A 17,842-nucleotide genomic window follows, 5' to 3' on the forward strand; every position below is an offset into this window, starting at 1 on the left:
CCAAGGACGAAGGTGGCCGTCACACGCCGTTCTTCACCCCAAGGACGAAGGTGGCCGTCACACGCCGTTCTTCACCAACTACCGTCCGCAGTTCTACTTCCGCACGACCGACGTGACCGGCATCGTGTCGCTGCCGGAAGGCACCGAGATGGTGATGCCCGGCGACAACATCACGGTCGATGTCGAGCTGATCGTGCCGATCGCCATGGAAGAGAAGCTGCGCTTCGCCATCCGTGAAGGCGGCCGCACCGTCGGTGCCGGCATCGTCGTCACCATCAAAGAATAATCGAGCCCGGCATACGCCGGATCGACAAGGAAAGGGCGGTCTTCGGACCGCCCTTTTTCGTTGACTCATGGCCAGATGTATCTGTTTTGGTGTCCCAATCTCTGTTGCAAGTCTCCCGGCCTATACTAGTATAGATTGCAATTGAGAGGCTGGTCGGATGGTTCCACGGCACCGTTTTCAGGGTTGGGCGTGCCGGGCACTGGGGCTGATCTGCCTGGTGTCGCTGCTTGCCGTGGGCGGCGGCGCACTTGCGGCCGAGACAAAAAGTTCCGAGCCGGAGCTGGATGCGCCGATGCGGTTCGTCGTCGTGCGCAGCAATGCGCCGGGCTGCGAACCGACCTGCCCGGAATGGATATCGGCCGAGGGGGCGATTACGGCAAAGTCGCCGGCGCTGCTCAAGGCTGCCCTGAAGACACTCGGCCGCCGCAAATTGCCGATCGTCGTCAACTCACCCGGCGGCGATGTCGATGCGGCCATCGCCATGGGCCGCTTGATCCGCAAGAACAAGCTCGACATTGCGGTCGGCCGGACCTGGTTTGTCGGCTGCGAGCCGGGGGCAAAAAACTGCAAGGAGAACGACGCCAGAGGTTCGCACTATATCGGCAACCCCTATGTGCTCGGCAGCTATTGCGCGTCCGCTTGCCCGATGATGCTGGCCGGCGGCACCAGGCGCCTGGTCGGGCCGCTGGCCTATCTCGGCGTCCACCAGATCACGACCACGGTCGTGCAAATGAACGTGCAATATGAAGTCCGCTATCGCGTCGTGAAAGGCAAGAAGCGGGTCATCAGCAAGAAGGTCGTCAGCCGCAAGAACGCCGGCAGTTACAAGACCTACGAAATGAGCAAGAGGGTGGAGAGCAAGCTGGCCACCTATTTCAAGGAGATGGGTGTCGACCTCAGCATACTCGAAACGATGAAGAGCACGCCGGCCAGCGACATCCAGCAGATCGACCTGAGCGACATGCTGACGATGAAGCTGGTCACCAGCGTGGACGCTGCAGATTTGCTGACCAGCGCAAGCCTGTGCGCACTGGACCTTCCGGCCCCGAATTGCCGCGAAATACCGGCGAACAAGCCGGCGGGCGGCCTGCCGGCCGTGGCCAAGGCAGCGCCGTTGCCGGTGAAGCCGGAAACCGCTCAGCACGATGACGGCATGCGTTTTGTCGTGGTTCGCGGCAGCAACCCGCTCTGCAATCCCGACTGCCCGGAGTGGATCGCGGCGCAAGGCGCGATTACGCCTCAGACGCCGCAGAAGCTCAGCCAATTGCTCGCCACACTTGGCAACCGGCGGCTGCCGGTGGTGATCAGCTCGCGAGGCGGCGACCTCTCCGGCGCCCTGGCGGCGGGACGGATCATCCATGAAAAGAAACTCGACGTTGCCGTTGCCCGCACCGATTTCGTCGGCTGCGATCCGGCTGAGTGGAATTGCCTGGCCAAGGACGGCGCCTATGCCGGACTGAGCGTCGATGGCGACGGCGACTGCGGATTCGGCCTGCGCGCTCATGCTGGCCGGCGGCGCCAGGCGGCTCGTCGGCCCGCAGGCGCGGCTCAGCCTCTACCTGATGGGGCAGAAACAGACGGTCAAAGCCTATCTCGAGGAGATGGCGATAAGCCCGGCCCTGTTCACAGCGCTTAAGGGCAGTTCGGTAGAGCGTCAGCTTGGACCTGACATGATGCTGAAGGTCGGCCTGACGACCGGGCGCCAGTCGGTGGATGCGCTGACGGGTTCCAGCATCTGCAAGTCGGCGCCGAAACCCGAGAATTGCCGCGTGGTAGCGTCGTCCAACGGCTGATCGCACCGGTCGCTACGGGAAGCCAAGCTTCGCCATCGGCGAAGGCGGCCGCACTGTCGGCGCCGGAACCATCAAAGAATAATCGGCGCTGACACTTCGCCGGATACGGCAAGGAGAGCCGCCCGCCGACGTCTTTCGTTTCCAACGCTACGCTGAACAAGTATTGCACGGTTTGTTGCCAAGCTATTGCAAGTACCATTGCCGTAACTATCATGGGAGGCTCAAGGGGGCTTGGGCCAAGCATGGTTTGGGGACGCCGTTCAGATAGTCTGGCGAGGTGGACGCGCGAGCTGGTTCGGCTGGCGCTGGCGCTTGCATTGGCGGCGTTTGCCGTCGTCGAGGATGCCTCTGCGCAATATCTGGTCACTTGGGACGATCCGACGGCCGAGGAGATGCGGTTTGTCGTCGCGCGCAGCAGTGCCCCCGGCTGCGAGCCCAACTGCCCGGAGTGGATATCGGCTGAAGGCCCAATTGCAGCCGGCACGCCAGCCCTGCTCAAGCAAACCTTGAAGAAGCTCGGCGGCCGCAAACTGCCGATCATCGTCAATTCCCCGGGCGGCAATGTCGATGCCGCGCTCCAGCTCGGCCGGATAATCCGCAAGAACAAGCTGGACATCGCCATCGGCAAGACCGAGTTTTCCGATTGTTGGCCCGGGACGGATGGCTGTGGATTCAGCTACGGCAAGGGCTCCGCTTATCTCGGCCAGGCGTCCGATGGAGCCAGCTGCAACTCCGCCTGTCCGCTGATGTTTGCCGGCGGCGTGCGTCGCGTGGCCGGCGGCTGGGCCTATTTGGGTGTTCACCAGATCACCACCACCTGGTTCCCCTCCACAACGCACTATCGGACCACCTATCGCGTCAAGCGGGGCAAAAAATATCGGGTCACCACGGAAACCGTCACGCAAGGCGAAAGCTACAAAACCTATAAAATGAGCAAGGGGTTTGCGCGCAAGATCTCGGCCTATCTCAAGGAGATGGGGGTCGGACAGGGCGTGCTCGACCTGATGAAGGCGACGCCAGCCAGCGACATCAGGCAGATCGGCCTCCACGATATGCTGACGATGAAACTGGCCACCAGCACGGACACTCAGGAGCTGTTTACCAAAGCAGCTCTGTGCATGTTCGACCCGCCGGCTCCCAACTGCAGGGAAATACCGGGAAACAAGCCAGCCGGCGGACAAACGCCCGCGGCCAAGCCGGCCGTGGTGGCTGCGATCAAGGCAAAGACCGGCCCCCCACTTTCTCAGCCGGCCAAGGCTCCAGCTCCCAAGCCGTTGCAGGCAGCGCCAGGGAATTCGACGCCAGATATGCGCTTCGTTGTCGTTCGCGGCAGAGACTCGCTCTGCAATCCCGATTGCCCGGAATGGATCTCGGCGGAAGGCGCGATGACGCCTCAGACCCCGCAAAAGTTGCGCCAGTTGCTCGACACCCTTGGCAACCGGCGGCTGCCGGTGGTGATCAGCTCACAGGGGGGCAGCCTGTTCAGCGCTCTGGCCGCGGGAAGGCTTATCCATGAACGGAAGCTCGACGTCGCCGTCGCCCGCACCACTATCGTCGGCTGCGACCCGCCCGAGGCAGGCTGCTTGGCCGATAACGGTGCCTATGTCGGGCTGATTAGCGATTTTGGAGTGGAGTGCGATTCGGCCTGCGCGCTCATGCTTGCCGCCGGCGCCAAAAGGCTGGTCGATCCCAAGGCGAGGCTCAGCATGTCCTCGAGGGGACAGACGCAGTTGGTTAAAGCCTACCTGGAGGAGATGGAGATGGACCCAGCTCTGTTCGCCGCGATAGGCTCGGTCGAGCGTCAGCTCGAGCCCGACATGATGCTCAAAGTCGGGCTGACAACCGGGCCGGAGTCGGTGGAGGCGCTAACCGGCCCCGCTATTTGCAAAACCTCACCCAAGCCCGACAACTGTTTGCTTCCGCCGACCGCCAAGGCCGAGTCGCCCGCCAAACTGTAGGCATCGCAGAAACTGGCCATCGAGGCAGGTTGAGCCATGCCCGATTTCTCCGCTATCGTCGTGGCAGGCGTCGCCCGGCGGAGGATCGAAAATGAGCCAGGATATCCCGACACTGTACGAATGGGCCGGCGGCATCGAGGCGCTCAACCGGCTGACGGAAACCTTTTACGACAAGGTGTCCCGCGATCCGGTGGTCGGGCCGGTGTTCAAGCACATGTCGCCGGATCATCCCGCCCATGTCGCGGCCTTCATCGGCGAGGTTTTCGGTGGACCGAAAACCTATAGCGAAAAGCATGGCGGCCACCGCGAGATGGTCATGCACCATCTCGGCAAGCATTTGAGCGAAGAACAGCGCCGCCGCTGGATCAGCCTGCTTGTTGATGCCGCCGACGCGGTCGGGCTGCCGGACGATCCCGAATTCCGCTCCGCCTTCATGGGCTATGTCGAGTGGGGATCGCGGCTGGCCAAGATGAATTCCATCCTTGGCGAGACCTGCGACCCGCAGACCGAACCGATGCCGGCCTGGGGCTGGGGCGTGCCGGGCGGCCCGTACACGCCGCCGGAAGGGAAATCCTGAGCCGTGCCGAAACAGGCCGGAGAGACGACCAGCATCGTCCGCTGGCGGCAGTGGCAAAGCCCTGGCATAGAACATCTGGTCCTGCGGCAGAGTGCGGACGGAATTTTGGCTACCTCCGTGGCGGTTTCGGCCGATGCCGAACCCTTCGCTGTCCGCTACCGCATAGAATGCGGTCCTGACTGGCTGGCGAGAGAGGTCGAGGTCGATCTTGTCGGCGGCACAAGTGTTAGGCTCACCACGGACGGCTCGGGCAACTGGTTGAAGGATGGCGTTCCGGTCGCTGAATTGGAGGGCGCGCGCTATCCCGACCTCACCGTCACGCCGTTCACCAACACGCTGCCGATCCAGCGTCTGCAGCTCAAACGCGGCGAAAGCGCCGAGATTGTCGCAGCTTTTATAGAGCTTCCGGAGCTCAGCATCGTCAGGAGCCGGCAGCGCTACACGTGTCTCGATGAGGGCGGGCGCTATCTCTACGAGTCGCTGGTCAGCGGTTTTCGCCGTGAAATCGAGGTTGACGGGCAGGGGCTGGTCGTCACCTATCCGGATTTCTGGCGAAGGATATGAAAGCGCGTCAGACCACTCTTTACAGCGCGCCCGGAAGCTTTTAGGAAGCGCCTGCGCCGAAACGCGCGTACGGGCATAGCTCAGTTGGTAGAGCGGCGGTCTCCAAAACCGCAGGTCGTAGGTTCGAGCCCTGCTGCCCGTGCCATTTTCTCAAATGGCGATTTAACGAACGAACTCGGTCCCGTGCCCCGCATTGAAAAATGGCAGGTGGCTTGCCATATTAGGGAAACTGAGGCATAAGGCCCCCATAGCCGGGACGGGACGACTGGATGGTTCCGAGGCGGCGTTTGGTCATAAAGCGGACACTTGCCACTTGCGTGGATCAAGAATCGGTTTTATGTAGACACAACAGACACGCGACGCGTGGAGCTGGGAAGCCGGCTTTACGCGTCCGATTTGCATGGGCGAAATGGTTGCGCTGATTCGGCGCTGACTTGAAACCCAGGCGGCACGTCCCGGCCAGCGGGATCATCCAGGAGACCCGGCCAACGGGTCTTGAAGACAGAGCGGCATATGGCTTCGAAAACCACAAATCCTTTCGTCTTTCTCCAGCAGGTCCGCGCGGAGACCGCCAAGGTGACTTGGCCGTCGCGCCGGGAGACGATGATCTCGACGGTGATGGTGCTCGTGTTTGCGGTCATCGCGATGATCTTTTTCTTCACCGCCGACGTGGCCATGGGCTACGCGATCGAGCGGTTACTGAGCCTCGGCCATTAAGTCCGGCGATTACGGAGAAGTCTTGAAATGACCGCGCGGTGGTACATCGTCCACGCCTATTCGAACTTTGAAAAAAAGGTCGCCGAGGACATTGAGAACAAGGCCAAGCAGAAGGGCCTGTCCGCCGATATCGAGCAGATCGTGGTGCCGACCGAGAAGGTCGTCGAGATCCGCCGCGGCCGCAAGGTCGATGCCGAGCGCAAGTTCTTTCCGGGCTATGTGCTGCTGAAGGCCAATCTGACCGACGCAGTGTTCTCGCTGGTCAAGAACACGCCGAAGGTCACCGGTTTTCTCGGTGACTCCAAGCCGGTGCCGATCACCGAGGCGGAAGCGCAGCGCATCCTGAACCAGGTCCAGGAAGGCGTCGAGCGGCCCAAGCCCTCGGTCACCTTCGAGATCGGCGAGGCGATCCGCGTTTCGGATGGGCCGTTCGCCTCGTTCAACGGTTTCGTCCAGGAAGTGGACGAGGAGCGGGCGCGGCTCAAGGTGGAAGTTTCGATCTTCGGGCGTGCTGTGCCGGTCGATCTGGAATTCGGACAGGTCGAAAAGGGCTGATCCGAAAACCCCACGCCGGTTCGCCGGCAAGGGGAGGCGGCGCGAAAACGCGCGGCCAGAACGGGTGGGAGGCGAATGTGGCTTTAGCCGGCCGCGCGAACCGCACCACCAGACTGCAACCGCCGGCATTCCCCGATAGTGGGGCCGGCATGACACAAAGGCAGGAAAGAGATGGCTAAGAAAATTGCAGGCCAGCTCAAGCTCCAGGTTGCCGCGGGCTCGGCTACGCCGTCGCCCCCGATCGGCCCGGCGCTTGGTCAGCGCGGCATCAACATCATGGAATTCTGCAAGGCGTTCAACGCGCAGACCCAGGAAATGGAAAAGGGATCGCCGATTCCGGTCGTCATCACCTACTACCAGGACAAGTCGTTCACCTTCGTCATGAAGACGCCGCCGGTGAGCTACTTCCTGAAGAAGGCTGCGAACCTGAAGTCGGGCTCCAAGGAGCCGGGCAAGGTCAAGGTCGGCACGATCGGCCGCGACAAGGTGCGCGCCATCGCCGAGCAGAAGATGAAGGATCTGAACGCAAACGACGTCGAAGCGGCCATGCGCATGGTCGAGGGCTCTGCCCGCTCGATGGGTCTGGAAGTGGTGGGCTGAGATCATGGCAAAGATTGCAAAGCGTGTATCGAAGACCCGCGAAGGCATCGATCCCAACAAGGCTTATGCCCTGGGTGAAGCGCTGAAGCTGCTCAAGGACCGTTCGACGGTGAAGTTCGACGAGACCATCGAAGTGGCGATGAACCTCGGCGTCGATCCGCGTCACGCCGACCAGATGGTCCGCGGCGTGGTCAATCTGCCGAACGGCACCGGCCGCTCGGTCCGTGTCGCCGTGTTCGCACGTGGCGACAAGGCTGAGGAAGCCAAGGCCGCCGGCGCCGACATCGTCGGTGCCGAGGATCTGGTCGAGATCGTCCAGAAGGGCACGATCGACTTCGATCGCTGCATCGCCACGCCGGACATGATGCCGCTGGTCGGCCGTCTCGGCAAGGTGCTTGGCCCGCGCGGCATGATGCCGAACCCGAAGGTCGGCACCGTCACCACCGACGTTGCAGCGGCCGTCAAGGCATCGAAGGGCGGCGCTGTCGAGTTCCGCGTCGAGAAGGCCGGCATCGTCCAGGCCGGCGTCGGCAAGGTCTCGTTCGACGTCAAGGCGCTGGAAGAAAACATCCGCGCCTTCGCCGATGCGGTGACCAAGGCGAAGCCGGCTGGCGCCAAGGGCAACTACGTCAAGAAGGTGTCTGTCACCTCGACGATGGGCCCGGGCCTCAAGCTCGACGTCTCGACGCTCGCAGCGTCCTGATACGAACATCTGGATCGGCCGCTAAAGCGCTGATCCGCAAGTGAATTCCGGGCCTCCGACTTGTCGGCGGCCCGGTACCGGAAGCCGAGAGGTTTCCGGACATCCTGTCCGAGATTGCAGGCGGCCCAGAAGCCTTAATTCAATTGGGCCTGCATGAGACGGGTGAAAACCTGACAACGGAGCGACAAGCTCCAATGAAAGGTTCGAACCGTGTTTGCCTTTTGTCTGCGCATCGTCCGGTTTGCCGGCCGGTGTGGCGAAAGGGGGCAGGATCCTCGAGCGTCGTTCGGGAGATCCGTTACTGGATGGCCCGGCCGGCAAAAAGGCAACCCGACGCCTGTCCTATTAGAGGGGCAGGGGTCAACTGGAGATAGGCAGTGGACAGAGCGGAAAAACGCGAACTCGTCACGGGCCTGAATGGTGCTTTTGCAGGCGCTGGTTCAGTCGTCGTGGCCCACTACGCCGGTATCACCGTCGCGCAAATGAACGACCTTCGGTCGAAAATGCGCGCTGCCGGTGGGACCGTCAAAGTCGCGAAGAACCGTCTCGCCAAAATCGCTCTTCAGGGCACGGACTCCGCATCGATCATCGACCTGTTCAAGGGACAGACGCTGATCGCTTATTCGGAGGATCCGATTGCGGCGCCGAAGGTCGCGTCCGATTTCGCCAAGGGAAATGACAAGCTTGTCATTCTCGGCGGCGCAATGGGCACCACCTCGCTCAACGCCGACGGTGTGAAGGCACTCGCCACACTTCCGTCGCTCGATGAGCTGCGCGCCAGGCTGGTTGGCATGATCGCCACGCCGGCAACCCGGATCGCCCAGATCGTCAATGCGCCAGCGGCTTCGGTCGCGCGCGTCATCGGCGCTTACGCCCGGAAGGACGAGGCGGCATGAGGCCGTTCCTCGCTATCACAAACACACGTTCGAACCTGATGAAGGAATACAACAATGGCTGATCTGGCAAAGATCGTAGACGACCTTTCAAAGCTGACCGTCCTCGAGGCGGCCGAGCTGTCGAAGCTTCTTGAAGAAAAGTGGGGCGTTTCGGCTGCTGCTCCGGTGGCGGTTGCCGCTGCTGGCGGCGCTGCCGCTGCTGCTGCTCCGGCCGAGGAAAAGACGGAATTCGACGTCGTCCTCACCGAGGCAGGCGCTCAGAAGATCAACGTCATCAAGGAAGTCCGCGCCATCACCGGCCTGGGCCTCAAGGAAGCCAAGGATCTGGTCGAAGCAGCTCCGAAGCCGGTCAAGGAAGGCGTTTCCAAGGCTGACGCTGAGAAGTTCAAGGCCCAGCTGGAAGCAGCCGGCGCCAAGGTCGACCTGAAGTAAGCGTAAAGCGGCGGGCGGCCTCGCGTCGTCCGCCACTCCCTTCATGGAAGGGAGGATGCGTAGCGCGAGATGTAAGGGAACCTCTTTCCTGAGGGCCGAAACCGGCCTTCAGGAAACGGGTTTTCTCCCGTTTTAGCCGTCGCCGCCAGGCGGCGGGAAAACAGATCAGGGGCCGCCACCGAGGTGGCCGCGCATGCAAGGTGAGCCGCGGCGAGGCTCGTCCCGAGTTTATAGCTAAGGAGCGACGATGGCCCAGACCCAGACTTTCAATGGCCGCAGACGCGTACGCAAGTTCTTCGGAAAGATCCCGGAAGTTGCGGAGATGCCGAACCTGATCGAGGTTCAAAAGGCATCCTATGACCAGTTCCTGATGGTGGACGAGCCCAAGGGCGGCCGTCCGGACGAAGGGCTGCAGGCCGTTTTCAAGTCGGTCTTCCCGATCTCCGATTTTTCCGGCTCCTCGATGCTGGAGTTCGTGAAGTACGAGTTCGAAGGACCGAAATTCGACGTTGACGAATGCCGTCAGCGCGACCTGACCTATGCTGCGCCGCTGAAGGTGACGCTGCGCCTCATCGTGTTCGATATCGACGAGGATACCGGCGCCAAGTCGATCAAGGACATCAAGGAGCAGGACGTCTACATGGGCGACATGCCGCTCATGACCTTGAACGGCACCTTCATCGTCAACGGCACCGAGCGCGTCATCGTCTCGCAGATGCACCGTTCGCCGGGCGTCTTCTTCGACCATGACAAGGGCAAGTCGCACTCGTCGGGCAAGCTTCTGTTTGCCGCGCGCGTCATCCCGTATCGCGGTTCGTGGCTCGACATCGAGTTCGATTCCAAGGACGTCGTGCACGCCCGCATCGACCGCCGCCGCAAGATTCCGGTGACGTCGCTGCTGATGGCGCTTGGCATGGACGGCGAAGAGATCCTGTCGACGTTCTACAACAAGATCACCTACAAGCGCGCCGGCGATCACTGGCGCATTCCGTTCAACGTGGAGCGTTTCCGCGGCCTCAAGGCTGTCGGCGACCTGGTCGATGCCGACACCGGCGAGATCGTCGTTGAGCAGGGCAAGAAGATCACCGCACGCCAGGCAAGGGCGCTTGGCGAAAAGGGTCTGAAGGCGATCAAGGCGACCGACGAGGATCTGCTCGGCAACTACCTGGCCGAAGACATCGTCAATTACGGCACCGGCGAGATCTTCCTGGAAGCCGGCGACGAGATCGACGAGAAGACGCTGAAGGTGCTGCTCGGCACCGGCGAGCAGGAGATCAAGGTTCTCGACATCGACCATGTCAATGTCGGCGCCTACATCAGAAACACGCTCAACGTCGACAAGAACGAGAGCCGCCAGGACGCGCTGTTCGACATTTATCGTGTCATGCGCCCGGGCGAACCGCCGACGCTGGAAACCGCAGAAGCCATGTTCAACTCGCTGTTCTTCGACAGCGAGCGCTACGACCTGTCGGCTGTCGGCCGCGTCAAGATGAACATGCGCCTTGAGCTCAAGGCCGAGGACACCGTGCGCGTGCTGCGCAAGGACGACATCCTGGCCGTGGTCAAGACGCTGGTCGAACTGCGCGACGGCAAGGGCGAGATCGACGACATCGACAATCTCGGCAACCGCCGCGTGCGTTCTGTCGGCGAGCTGATGGAGAACCAGTACCGCGTCGGCCTGCTTCGCATGGAGCGCGCGATCAAGGAACGTATGTCCTCGATCGAGATCGATACGGTGATGCCGCAGGACCTGATCAACGCCAAGCCGGCGGCTGCCGCCGTGCGCGAGTTCTTCGGTTCCTCGCAGCTGTCGCAGTTCATGGATCAGACCAACCCGCTGTCGGAGATCACCCACAAGCGCCGCCTGTCGGCGCTTGGACCGGGCGGTCTGACCCGCGAGCGCGCCGGCTTCGAGGTGCGCGACGTGCACCCGACGCATTACGGCCGCATCTGCCCGATCGAGACGCCGGAAGGCCCGAATATCGGTCTGATCAACTCGCTGGCGACCTTCGCGCGCGTCAACAAGTACGGCTTCATCGAAAGCCCGTACCGCAAGATCGTCAACGGCAAGCTGACCAATGAGGTCGTCTATCTCTCCGCTATGGAGGAGTCCAAGCACCACGTTGCGCAGGCCAATGCCGAGCTCGACAAGAATGGTGGTTTCGTCGACGAATTCGTCATTTGCCGCAGCGCCGGCGAAGTGATGATGGCGCCGCGCGAAAACGTCGATCTGATGGACGTGTCGCCCAAGCAGATGGTGTCTGTGGCCGCGGCGCTTATCCCGTTCCTCGAGAACGACGACGCCAACCGCGCGCTGATGGGCTCCAACATGCAGCGTCAGGCCGTGCCGCTGGTGCGCGCCGAGGCGCCGTTCGTCGGCACCGGCATGGAGCCGATCGTTGCCCGTGACTCAGGCGCCGCCATCGGCGCCCGCCGCGGCGGCATCGTCGACCAGGTCGACGCGACGCGTATCGTCATCCGCGCAACGGAAGATCTCGATCCCGGCAAGTCGGGCGTCGACATCTACCGGCTGATGAAGTTCCAGCGTTCGAACCAGAACACCTGCATCAACCAGCGTCCGCTGGTGCGCATGGGCGACCGCGTCAACAAGGGCGACATCATCGCCGACGGTCCGTCGACCGAGCTCGGCGATCTGGCCCTCGGCCGCAACGTGCTGGTCGCGTTCATGCCGTGGAACGGCTACAACTACGAGGACTCGATCCTGCTCTCCGAGCGCATCGTGGCCGACGACGTCTTCACCTCGATCCACATCGAGGAGTTCGAGGTCATGGCCCGCGACACCAAGCTCGGACCGGAGGAAATCACGCGCGACATTCCGAACGTTTCGGAAGAAGCGCTGAAGAACCTCGACGAAGCCGGCATTGTCTATATAGGTGCGGAAGTGCAGCCGGGCGACATCCTGGTCGGCAAGATCACGCCGAAGGGCGAAAGCCCGATGACGCCGGAAGAAAAGCTCCTGCGGGCCATCTTCGGTGAAAAGGCGTCCGACGTTCGCGACACCTCGATGCGCATGCCTCCGGGCACCTTCGGCACCGTCGTCGAAGTGCGCGTCTTCAACCGCCACGGCGTCGAGAAGGACGAGCGCGCCATGGCGATCGAACGCGAGGAGATCGAACGCCTCGCCAAGGACCGCGACGACGAGCAGGCGATCCTCGACCGCAACGTCTATTCGCGCCTTTCCGACGTTCTCGTCGGCAAGGAAGCGATTGCCGGGCCGAAGGGCTTCAAGAAGGGCTCGAAGCTGTCGAAGGACACGCTGGATGAGTATCCGCGTTCGCAGTGGTGGCAGTTTGCGGTGGAGAATGAAAAGCTCCAGAGCGAACTGGAAGCGCTGCGTGGCCAGTACGACGACTCCAAGAAGGCGCTCGAGCAGCGCTTCATGGACAAGGTCGAGAAGGTCCAGCGCGGCGACGAAATGCCTCCGGGCGTCATGAAGATGGTCAAGGTCTTCGTGGCCGTGAAGCGCAAGATGCAACCGGGCGACAAGATGGCCGGCCGTCACGGCAACAAGGGTGTCGTGTCGCGCATCGTTCCGGTCGAGGACATGCCTTTCCTCGAGGACGGCACGCATGCCGATATCGTGCTCAACCCGCTGGGTGTGCCGAGCCGCATGAATGTCGGCCAGATCCTGGAAACGCATCTGGGCTGGGCCTGTGCGGGCATGGGCAAGAAGATCGGCGAGCTGATCGACGCGTACAAGACGGCTGGAGACATCAAGCCGCTGCGCAAGACGCTCGAGAGCTTCATCCCGGCCAACGACCGCAACGAGCCGGTCCGCGAGTATGACGACGAGAGCATCGTTCGCCTCAGCGAGCAGATGCGCCGCGGCGTCTCCATCGCGACACCGGTGTTCGACGGCGCGCATGAGGTCGACATCAACATCATGCTGGAGCAGGCGGGCCTGCACACCAGCGGTCAGTCGCAGCTCTATGACGGACGCACCGGCGAGCCGTTCGATCGCAAGGTGACGATGGGCTATATCTATATGCTCAAGCTTCACCACCTGGTGGACGACAAGATCCACGCGCGTTCGATCGGTCCGTACTCGCTCGTTACCCAGCAGCCGCTGGGTGGCAAGGCGCAGTTCGGTGGCCAGCGCTTCGGCGAAATGGAGGTCTGGGCGCTGGAAGCCTACGGCGCCGCCTACACGCTGCAGGAAATGCTGACGGTGAAGTCGGACGACGTCGCCGGCCGCACCAAGGTCTACGAGGCGATCGTGCGCGGCGACGACACGTTCGAAGCCGGCATCCCGGAGAGCTTCAACGTGCTCGTCAAGGAAATGCGGTCTCTCGGCCTCAATGTCGAGCTGGAGAACACCAAGCTCGACGACAACCCTGTCCGGTTGCCCGACGCAGCCGAGTAAAAACAAGACATCCGGTCGCGGGAGCCCGCGACCGGATGCACCAAATTCTACGGCCGGTGGGCCGACCACTCAGCGGGCATTTGGTCCGCGTTAGATGCAAGGGGTTTTCGAGGACCCCGAAAAGGAGAACGGCATGAACCAAGAGGTCATGAATCTCTTCAATCCGCAGGCGCCGGCGCAGGTGTTCGATTCCATCCGGATATCGCTCGCCAGCCCTGAGAAGATTCTGTCCTGGTCGTTCGGCGAGATCAAGAAGCCGGAGACCATCAACTACCGCACCTTCAAGCCGGAGCGTGACGGTCTGTTCTGCGCGCGCATTTTTGGCCCGATCAAGGACTATGAGTGCCTGTGCGGCAAGTACAAGCGCATGAAGTACAAGGGCGTCATCTGCGAAAAGTGCGGCGTCGAAGTCACGCTGTCGCGCGTTCGCCGCGAGCGCATGGGCCATATCGAGCTGGCAGCCCCTGTCGCTCACATCTGGTTCCTGAAGTCGCTGCCCTCGCGCATCGGCACGCTGCTCGACATGACCCTGAAGGACATCGAGCGCGTCCTTTACTTCGAGAACTACATCGTCACCGAGCCCGGCCTCACCGCGCTGAAGGAGCACCAGCTGCTCAGCGAGGAAGAGTACATGATCGCCGTCGACGAGTATGGCGAGGATTCCTTCACCGCCATGATCGGCGCCGAGGCCATTCATGACCTTCTGGCCGGCATGGACCTGGAGAAGATCGCCGGCGACCTGCGTTCGGAACTGGCTTCGACCACGTCCGAGCTGAAGCAGAAGAAGTATCTGAAGCGGCTCAAGGTCGTCGAGAACTTCATGGAATCCGGCAACCGTCCGGAATGGATGATCATGAAGGTGGTTCCGGTGATCCCGCCGGACCTGCGCCCGCTGGTTCCTCTGGATGGTGGACGTTTCGCGACGTCCGACCTGAACGACCTCTATCGCCGCGTCATCAACCGCAACAACCGCCTGAAGCGGCTGATCGAGCTGCGCGCCCCCGGCATCATCGTGCGCAATGAAAAGCGTATGCTGCAGGAAGCCGTCGACGCTCTGTTCGACAACGGCCGCCGCGGCCGCGTCATCACCGGCGCCAACAAGCGTCCGCTGAAGTCGCTGTCCGATATGTTGAAGGGCAAGCAGGGCCGGTTCCGCCAGAACCTGCTCGGCAAGCGCGTCGACTATTCGGGCCGTTCGGTCATCGTCACCGGTCCGGAGCTCAAGCTGCACCAGTGCGGCCTGCCGAAGAAGATGGCGCTCGAACTGTTCAAGCCCTTCATCTACGCCCGCCTCGACGCCAAGGGTTTCTCCTCGACCGTCAAGCAGGCCAAGAAGCTGGTCGAGAAGGAGCGTCCGGAAGTCTGGGATATCCTGGACGAGGTCATCCGCGAGCATCCGGTGCTGYTGAACCGCGCGCCGACGCTGCACCGCCTGGGCATCCAGGCGTTCGAGCCGATCCTGATCGAAGGCAAGGCGATCCAGCTGCATCCGCTGGTCTGCACGGCCTTCAACGCCGACTTCGACGGCGATCAGATGGCCGTTCACGTGCCGCTGTCGCTCGAGGCTCAGCTTGAAGCCCGCGTGCTGATGATGTCGACCAACAACATCCTGCACCCGGCTTCTGGCGCGCCGATCATCGTGCCGTCGCAGGACATGGTTCTGGGTCTCTACTATCTCTCGATCGTCAATCAGAACGAGCCGGGCGAAGGCATGGTGTTTGCCGACATGGGCGAACTCCAGCATGCGCTCGAGACCAAGGCCGTCACCCTGCACGCCAAGATCAAGGGTCGTTTCCGCTCGGTCGACGCCGAAGGCAAGGTCGTGTCGAAGATCTACGACACCACGCCTGGCCGCATGATCATCGGCGAACTTCTGCCGAAGAACGTCAACGTGCCTTACGAGACCGCCAACCAGGAGATGACCAAGAAGAACATCTCCAAGATGATCGACACCGTCTACCGCCATTGCGGTCAGAAGGAGACGGTCATTTTCTGCGATCGCATCATGGCTCTCGGCTTCGGTCATGCCTGCCGCGCCGGCATTTCGTTCGGCAAGGACGACATGCTGATCCCGGACGCCAAGATCAAACTGGTCTCCGACACCGAGGCTTTGGCCAAGGAATACGAGCAGCAGTACAATGACGGTCTGATCACGCAGGGCGAGAAGTACAACAAGGTCGTCGACGCCTGGGCCAAGTGCTCGGAAAAGGTCGCCGACGAAATGATGGCCCGCATCAAGGCCGTGGAGTTCGAGGACAATGGCCGTCAGAAGCCGATGAACTCGATCTACATGATGTCGCATTCGGGTGCGCGCGGTTCGCCCACCCAGATGCGCCAGCTCGCCGGCATGCGCGGCCTGATGGCCAAGCCGTCGGGTGAAATCATCGAGACGCCGATCATCTCGAACTTCAAGGAAGGCCTGACCGTGCTCGAGTACTTCAACTCGACCCACGGCGCCCGCAAGGGTCTGGCCGACACCGCCTTGAAGACGGCGAACTCGGGTTACCTCACCCGTCGTCTGGTCGACGTGGCGCAGGACTGCATCGTCAACTCCGTGGATTGCGGCACCGACAAGGGCCTCACCATGCAGCCGATCGTCGATGCCGGTCAGGTCGTTGCTTCGGTCGGCCAGCGCGTGCTGGGCCGTACCGCGCTCGACGACATCAACCATCCGGTGACCGGCGACGTGCTGGTCAAGGCCGGAACGTTGATGGACGAGCGTGACGTGGAGCAGATCGAAAAGGCCGGCGTGCAGTCGGTTCGCATCCGTTCGGCACTGACCTGCGAAGTCAGGGTCGGCGTCTGCGCGGTCTGCTACGGACGCGATCTGGCCCGCGGCACCCCGGTCAACCAGGGCGAAGCCGTCGGCGTCATCGCGGCGCAGTCGATCGGCGAGCCGGGCACCCAGCTCACCATGCGTACCTTCCACATGGGCGGTACGGCGCAGGTGGTGGATAGCTCGTTCCTTGAAGCCTCGTATGAGGGCAAGGTCGAAATCCGCAACCGCAACGTGGTGCGCAACTCGGACGGCCAGCAGATGGTCATGGGCCGCAACATGGCGGTGCTGATCCTCGACGAGGCCGGCAAGGAACGCGCCACGCATCGTGTCACCTATGGTTCGCGCATCTTCGTGGACGATGGCGACAAGGTGAAGCGCGGCCAGCGTATCGCCGAGTGGGATCCCTATACCCGCCCGGTCCTCACCGAAATCGAGGGCAAGGTGGCGTATGAGGATCTGGTCGACGGTATTTCCGTTCAGGAAACGGCCGACGAGTCGACCGGCATCACCAAGCGTGAGGTCATCGACTGGCGTTCGACGCCGCGCGGCAACGACTTGAAGCCGGCGATCGCCATCCTGGACGGCAAGGGCAAGGTCGGCAAGCTGTCGAAGGGCGGCGATGCCCGCTTCCTGCTCTCGGTCGAGGCCATTCTCTCGGTCGAGCCGGGTTCGCAGGTTCGCCCCGGTGACGTGCTGGCGCGTATCCCGATGGAAAGCGCCAAGACCAAGGACATCACCGGCGGTCTGCCGCGTGTTGCCGAATTGTTCGAGGCACGCCGTCCGAAGGATCACGCCATCATCGCCGAGATCGATGGCACGATCCGCTTCGGCCGCGACTACAAGAACAAGCGCCGCATCATCATCGAGCCGCATGACTCGACGCTTGAGCCAGTCGAATACCTGATCCCGAAGGGCAAGCCGTTCCATCTCCAGGACGGCGACGTCATCGAGAAGGGCGACTACATCCTCGACGGCAATCCGGCGCCGCACGACATTCTGGCGATCAAGGGCGTGGAGGCACTTGCTTCCTACCTCGTGAACGAAATCCAGGAAGTCTACCGCCTGCAGGGCGTGTCGATCAACGACAAGCACATCGAGGTGATCGTTCGCCAGATGCTGCAGAAGGTCGAGATCACCACGCAGGGCGACTCGACCTACATTCCGGGCGACCACGTCGACGTGATCGAACTGGAAGAGGTCAACGAGCGCCTGATCGAGGACGGCAAGAAGCCGGCCGAAGGTCAGCCGGTTCTGCTCGGCATCACCAAGGCCTCGCTGCAGACGCCGTCCTTCATCTCGGCCGCCTCCTTCCAGGAGACGACCAGGGTGCTGACGGAAGCTGCGGTTGCCGGCAAGACCGACATGCTGCAGGGCCTGAAGGAAAACGTCATTGTCGGCCGGCTGATCCCGGCCGGTACCGGCGGCACGATGAGCCAGATCCGGCGCATCGCCACCTCGCGCGACGAACTGATCATCGACGAGCGCCGCAAGGCCTCCGGTGTCGAAATCGCCGAGCCGATGCTGACCGACATGGTCAACGCCGCGCAGTAAGCGCGGCATGACGAGAAGAAGGAAAGGGGCCCAAGTGGCCCCTTTTC

At 62.2% G+C, this 17,842-nt stretch carries 14 protein-coding genes and 1 tRNA gene; all 15 read left to right on the plus strand.

Going from position 1 to position 17,842, the window contains the following annotated elements; translation table 11 throughout:
* Window positions 1-286, plus strand: a 286-nt coding sequence (locus tag AC1DZ8_RS32895) for an EF-Tu C-terminal domain-related protein (protein ID WP_477402375.1), incomplete at its 5' end; no start/stop codon positions are given.
* A 157-nt stretch (window positions 287-443) separates the two neighbouring features.
* Entirely contained in the window at window positions 444-1,922 is a 1,479-nt protein-coding gene (locus AC1DZ8_RS32900; protein ID WP_477309852.1) for a COG3904 family protein, read from the plus strand.
* Between the two features lie 34 nt (window positions 1,923-1,956).
* The gene (locus AC1DZ8_RS32905; RefSeq protein ID WP_477309851.1) at window positions 1,957-2,079 is read left to right on the plus strand and encodes a hypothetical protein; all 123 of its coding nucleotides are present in this window, start codon (window positions 1,957-1,959) and stop codon (window positions 2,077-2,079) included.
* 317 nt (window positions 2,080-2,396) lie between these two features.
* Window positions 2,397-4,037, plus strand: a complete 1,641-nt coding sequence (locus tag AC1DZ8_RS32910; RefSeq protein ID WP_477309850.1) for a COG3904 family protein — start codon at window positions 2,397-2,399, stop codon at window positions 4,035-4,037.
* Between the two features lie 91 nt (window positions 4,038-4,128).
* Window positions 4,129-4,614, plus strand: coding sequence for a group II truncated hemoglobin (locus tag AC1DZ8_RS32915; protein WP_477309849.1), 486 nt, complete (start codon window positions 4,129-4,131; stop codon window positions 4,612-4,614).
* Window positions 4,615-4,617: 3 nt separating this feature from the next.
* Window positions 4,618-5,178, plus strand: coding sequence for a putative glycolipid-binding domain-containing protein (locus AC1DZ8_RS32920; RefSeq protein WP_477402378.1), 561 nt, complete (start codon window positions 4,618-4,620; stop codon window positions 5,176-5,178).
* 69 nt (window positions 5,179-5,247) lie between these two features.
* Window positions 5,248-5,323, plus strand: a tRNA-Trp gene (locus AC1DZ8_RS32925).
* Between the two features lie 368 nt (window positions 5,324-5,691).
* Complete coding sequence (gene secE, locus AC1DZ8_RS32930; protein WP_023667439.1) at window positions 5,692-5,895, plus strand: preprotein translocase subunit SecE; 204 nt, start codon at window positions 5,692-5,694, stop codon at window positions 5,893-5,895.
* A 27-nt stretch (window positions 5,896-5,922) separates the two neighbouring features.
* Window positions 5,923-6,450: a transcription termination/antitermination protein NusG gene (gene nusG / locus AC1DZ8_RS32935; RefSeq protein WP_006333333.1), complete on the plus strand. Its 528-nt coding sequence runs from the start codon at window positions 5,923-5,925 to the stop codon at window positions 6,448-6,450.
* Between the two features lie 171 nt (window positions 6,451-6,621).
* Window positions 6,622-7,050: a 50S ribosomal protein L11 gene (gene rplK / locus AC1DZ8_RS32940; RefSeq protein WP_112566731.1), complete on the plus strand. Its 429-nt coding sequence runs from the start codon at window positions 6,622-6,624 to the stop codon at window positions 7,048-7,050.
* A 4-nt stretch (window positions 7,051-7,054) separates the two neighbouring features.
* A complete protein-coding gene (gene rplA / locus AC1DZ8_RS32945; protein WP_352585980.1) occupies window positions 7,055-7,753 on the plus strand; it encodes a 50S ribosomal protein L1 in 699 nt (232 codons plus the stop codon).
* A gap of 377 nt (window positions 7,754-8,130) precedes the next feature.
* The gene (gene rplJ / locus AC1DZ8_RS32950) at window positions 8,131-8,649 is read left to right on the plus strand and encodes a 50S ribosomal protein L10 (RefSeq protein WP_023667437.1); all 519 of its coding nucleotides are present in this window, start codon (window positions 8,131-8,133) and stop codon (window positions 8,647-8,649) included.
* Between the two features lie 54 nt (window positions 8,650-8,703).
* Window positions 8,704-9,081 carry a 50S ribosomal protein L7/L12 gene (rplL, locus tag AC1DZ8_RS32955; protein ID WP_142864855.1) on the plus strand — a complete coding sequence of 126 codons (378 nt, stop codon included), beginning with the start codon at window positions 8,704-8,706 and terminating at the stop codon, window positions 9,079-9,081.
* Between the two features lie 247 nt (window positions 9,082-9,328).
* A complete protein-coding gene (gene rpoB, locus AC1DZ8_RS32960) occupies window positions 9,329-13,465 on the plus strand; it encodes a DNA-directed RNA polymerase subunit beta (protein WP_112566723.1) in 4,137 nt (1,378 codons plus the stop codon).
* 133 nt (window positions 13,466-13,598) lie between these two features.
* Window positions 13,599-17,795: a DNA-directed RNA polymerase subunit beta' gene (gene rpoC / locus AC1DZ8_RS32965; RefSeq protein ID WP_477289414.1), complete on the plus strand. Its 4,197-nt coding sequence runs from the start codon at window positions 13,599-13,601 to the stop codon at window positions 17,793-17,795.
* Window positions 17,796-17,842: the final 47 nt, after the last annotated feature.

It is taken from the genome of Mesorhizobium sp. P2_F7, assembly GCF_056403695.1.

What these genes read in the sequence shown, in the direction of transcription:
- rplA (WP_352585980.1), top strand. Translation starts at nt 7,055, where the DNA reads ATGGCAAAGATTGCAAAGCGTGTATCGAAGACCCGCGAAGGCATCGAT.
- AC1DZ8_RS32915 (WP_477309849.1), top strand. Translation starts at nt 4,129, where the DNA reads ATGAGCCAGGATATCCCGACACTGTACGAATGGGCCGGCGGCATCGAG.
- secE (WP_023667439.1), top strand. Translation starts at nt 5,692, where the DNA reads ATGGCTTCGAAAACCACAAATCCTTTCGTCTTTCTCCAGCAGGTCCGC.
- rplL (WP_142864855.1), top strand. Translation starts at nt 8,704, where the DNA reads ATGGCTGATCTGGCAAAGATCGTAGACGACCTTTCAAAGCTGACCGTC.
- AC1DZ8_RS32900 (WP_477309852.1), top strand. Translation starts at nt 444, where the DNA reads ATGGTTCCACGGCACCGTTTTCAGGGTTGGGCGTGCCGGGCACTGGGG.
- AC1DZ8_RS32905 (WP_477309851.1), top strand. Translation starts at nt 1,957, where the DNA reads ATGATGCTGAAGGTCGGCCTGACGACCGGGCGCCAGTCGGTGGATGCG.
- nusG (WP_006333333.1), top strand. Translation starts at nt 5,923, where the DNA reads ATGACCGCGCGGTGGTACATCGTCCACGCCTATTCGAACTTTGAAAAA.
- rpoB (WP_112566723.1), top strand. Translation starts at nt 9,329, where the DNA reads ATGGCCCAGACCCAGACTTTCAATGGCCGCAGACGCGTACGCAAGTTC.
- rplK (WP_112566731.1), top strand. Translation starts at nt 6,622, where the DNA reads ATGGCTAAGAAAATTGCAGGCCAGCTCAAGCTCCAGGTTGCCGCGGGC.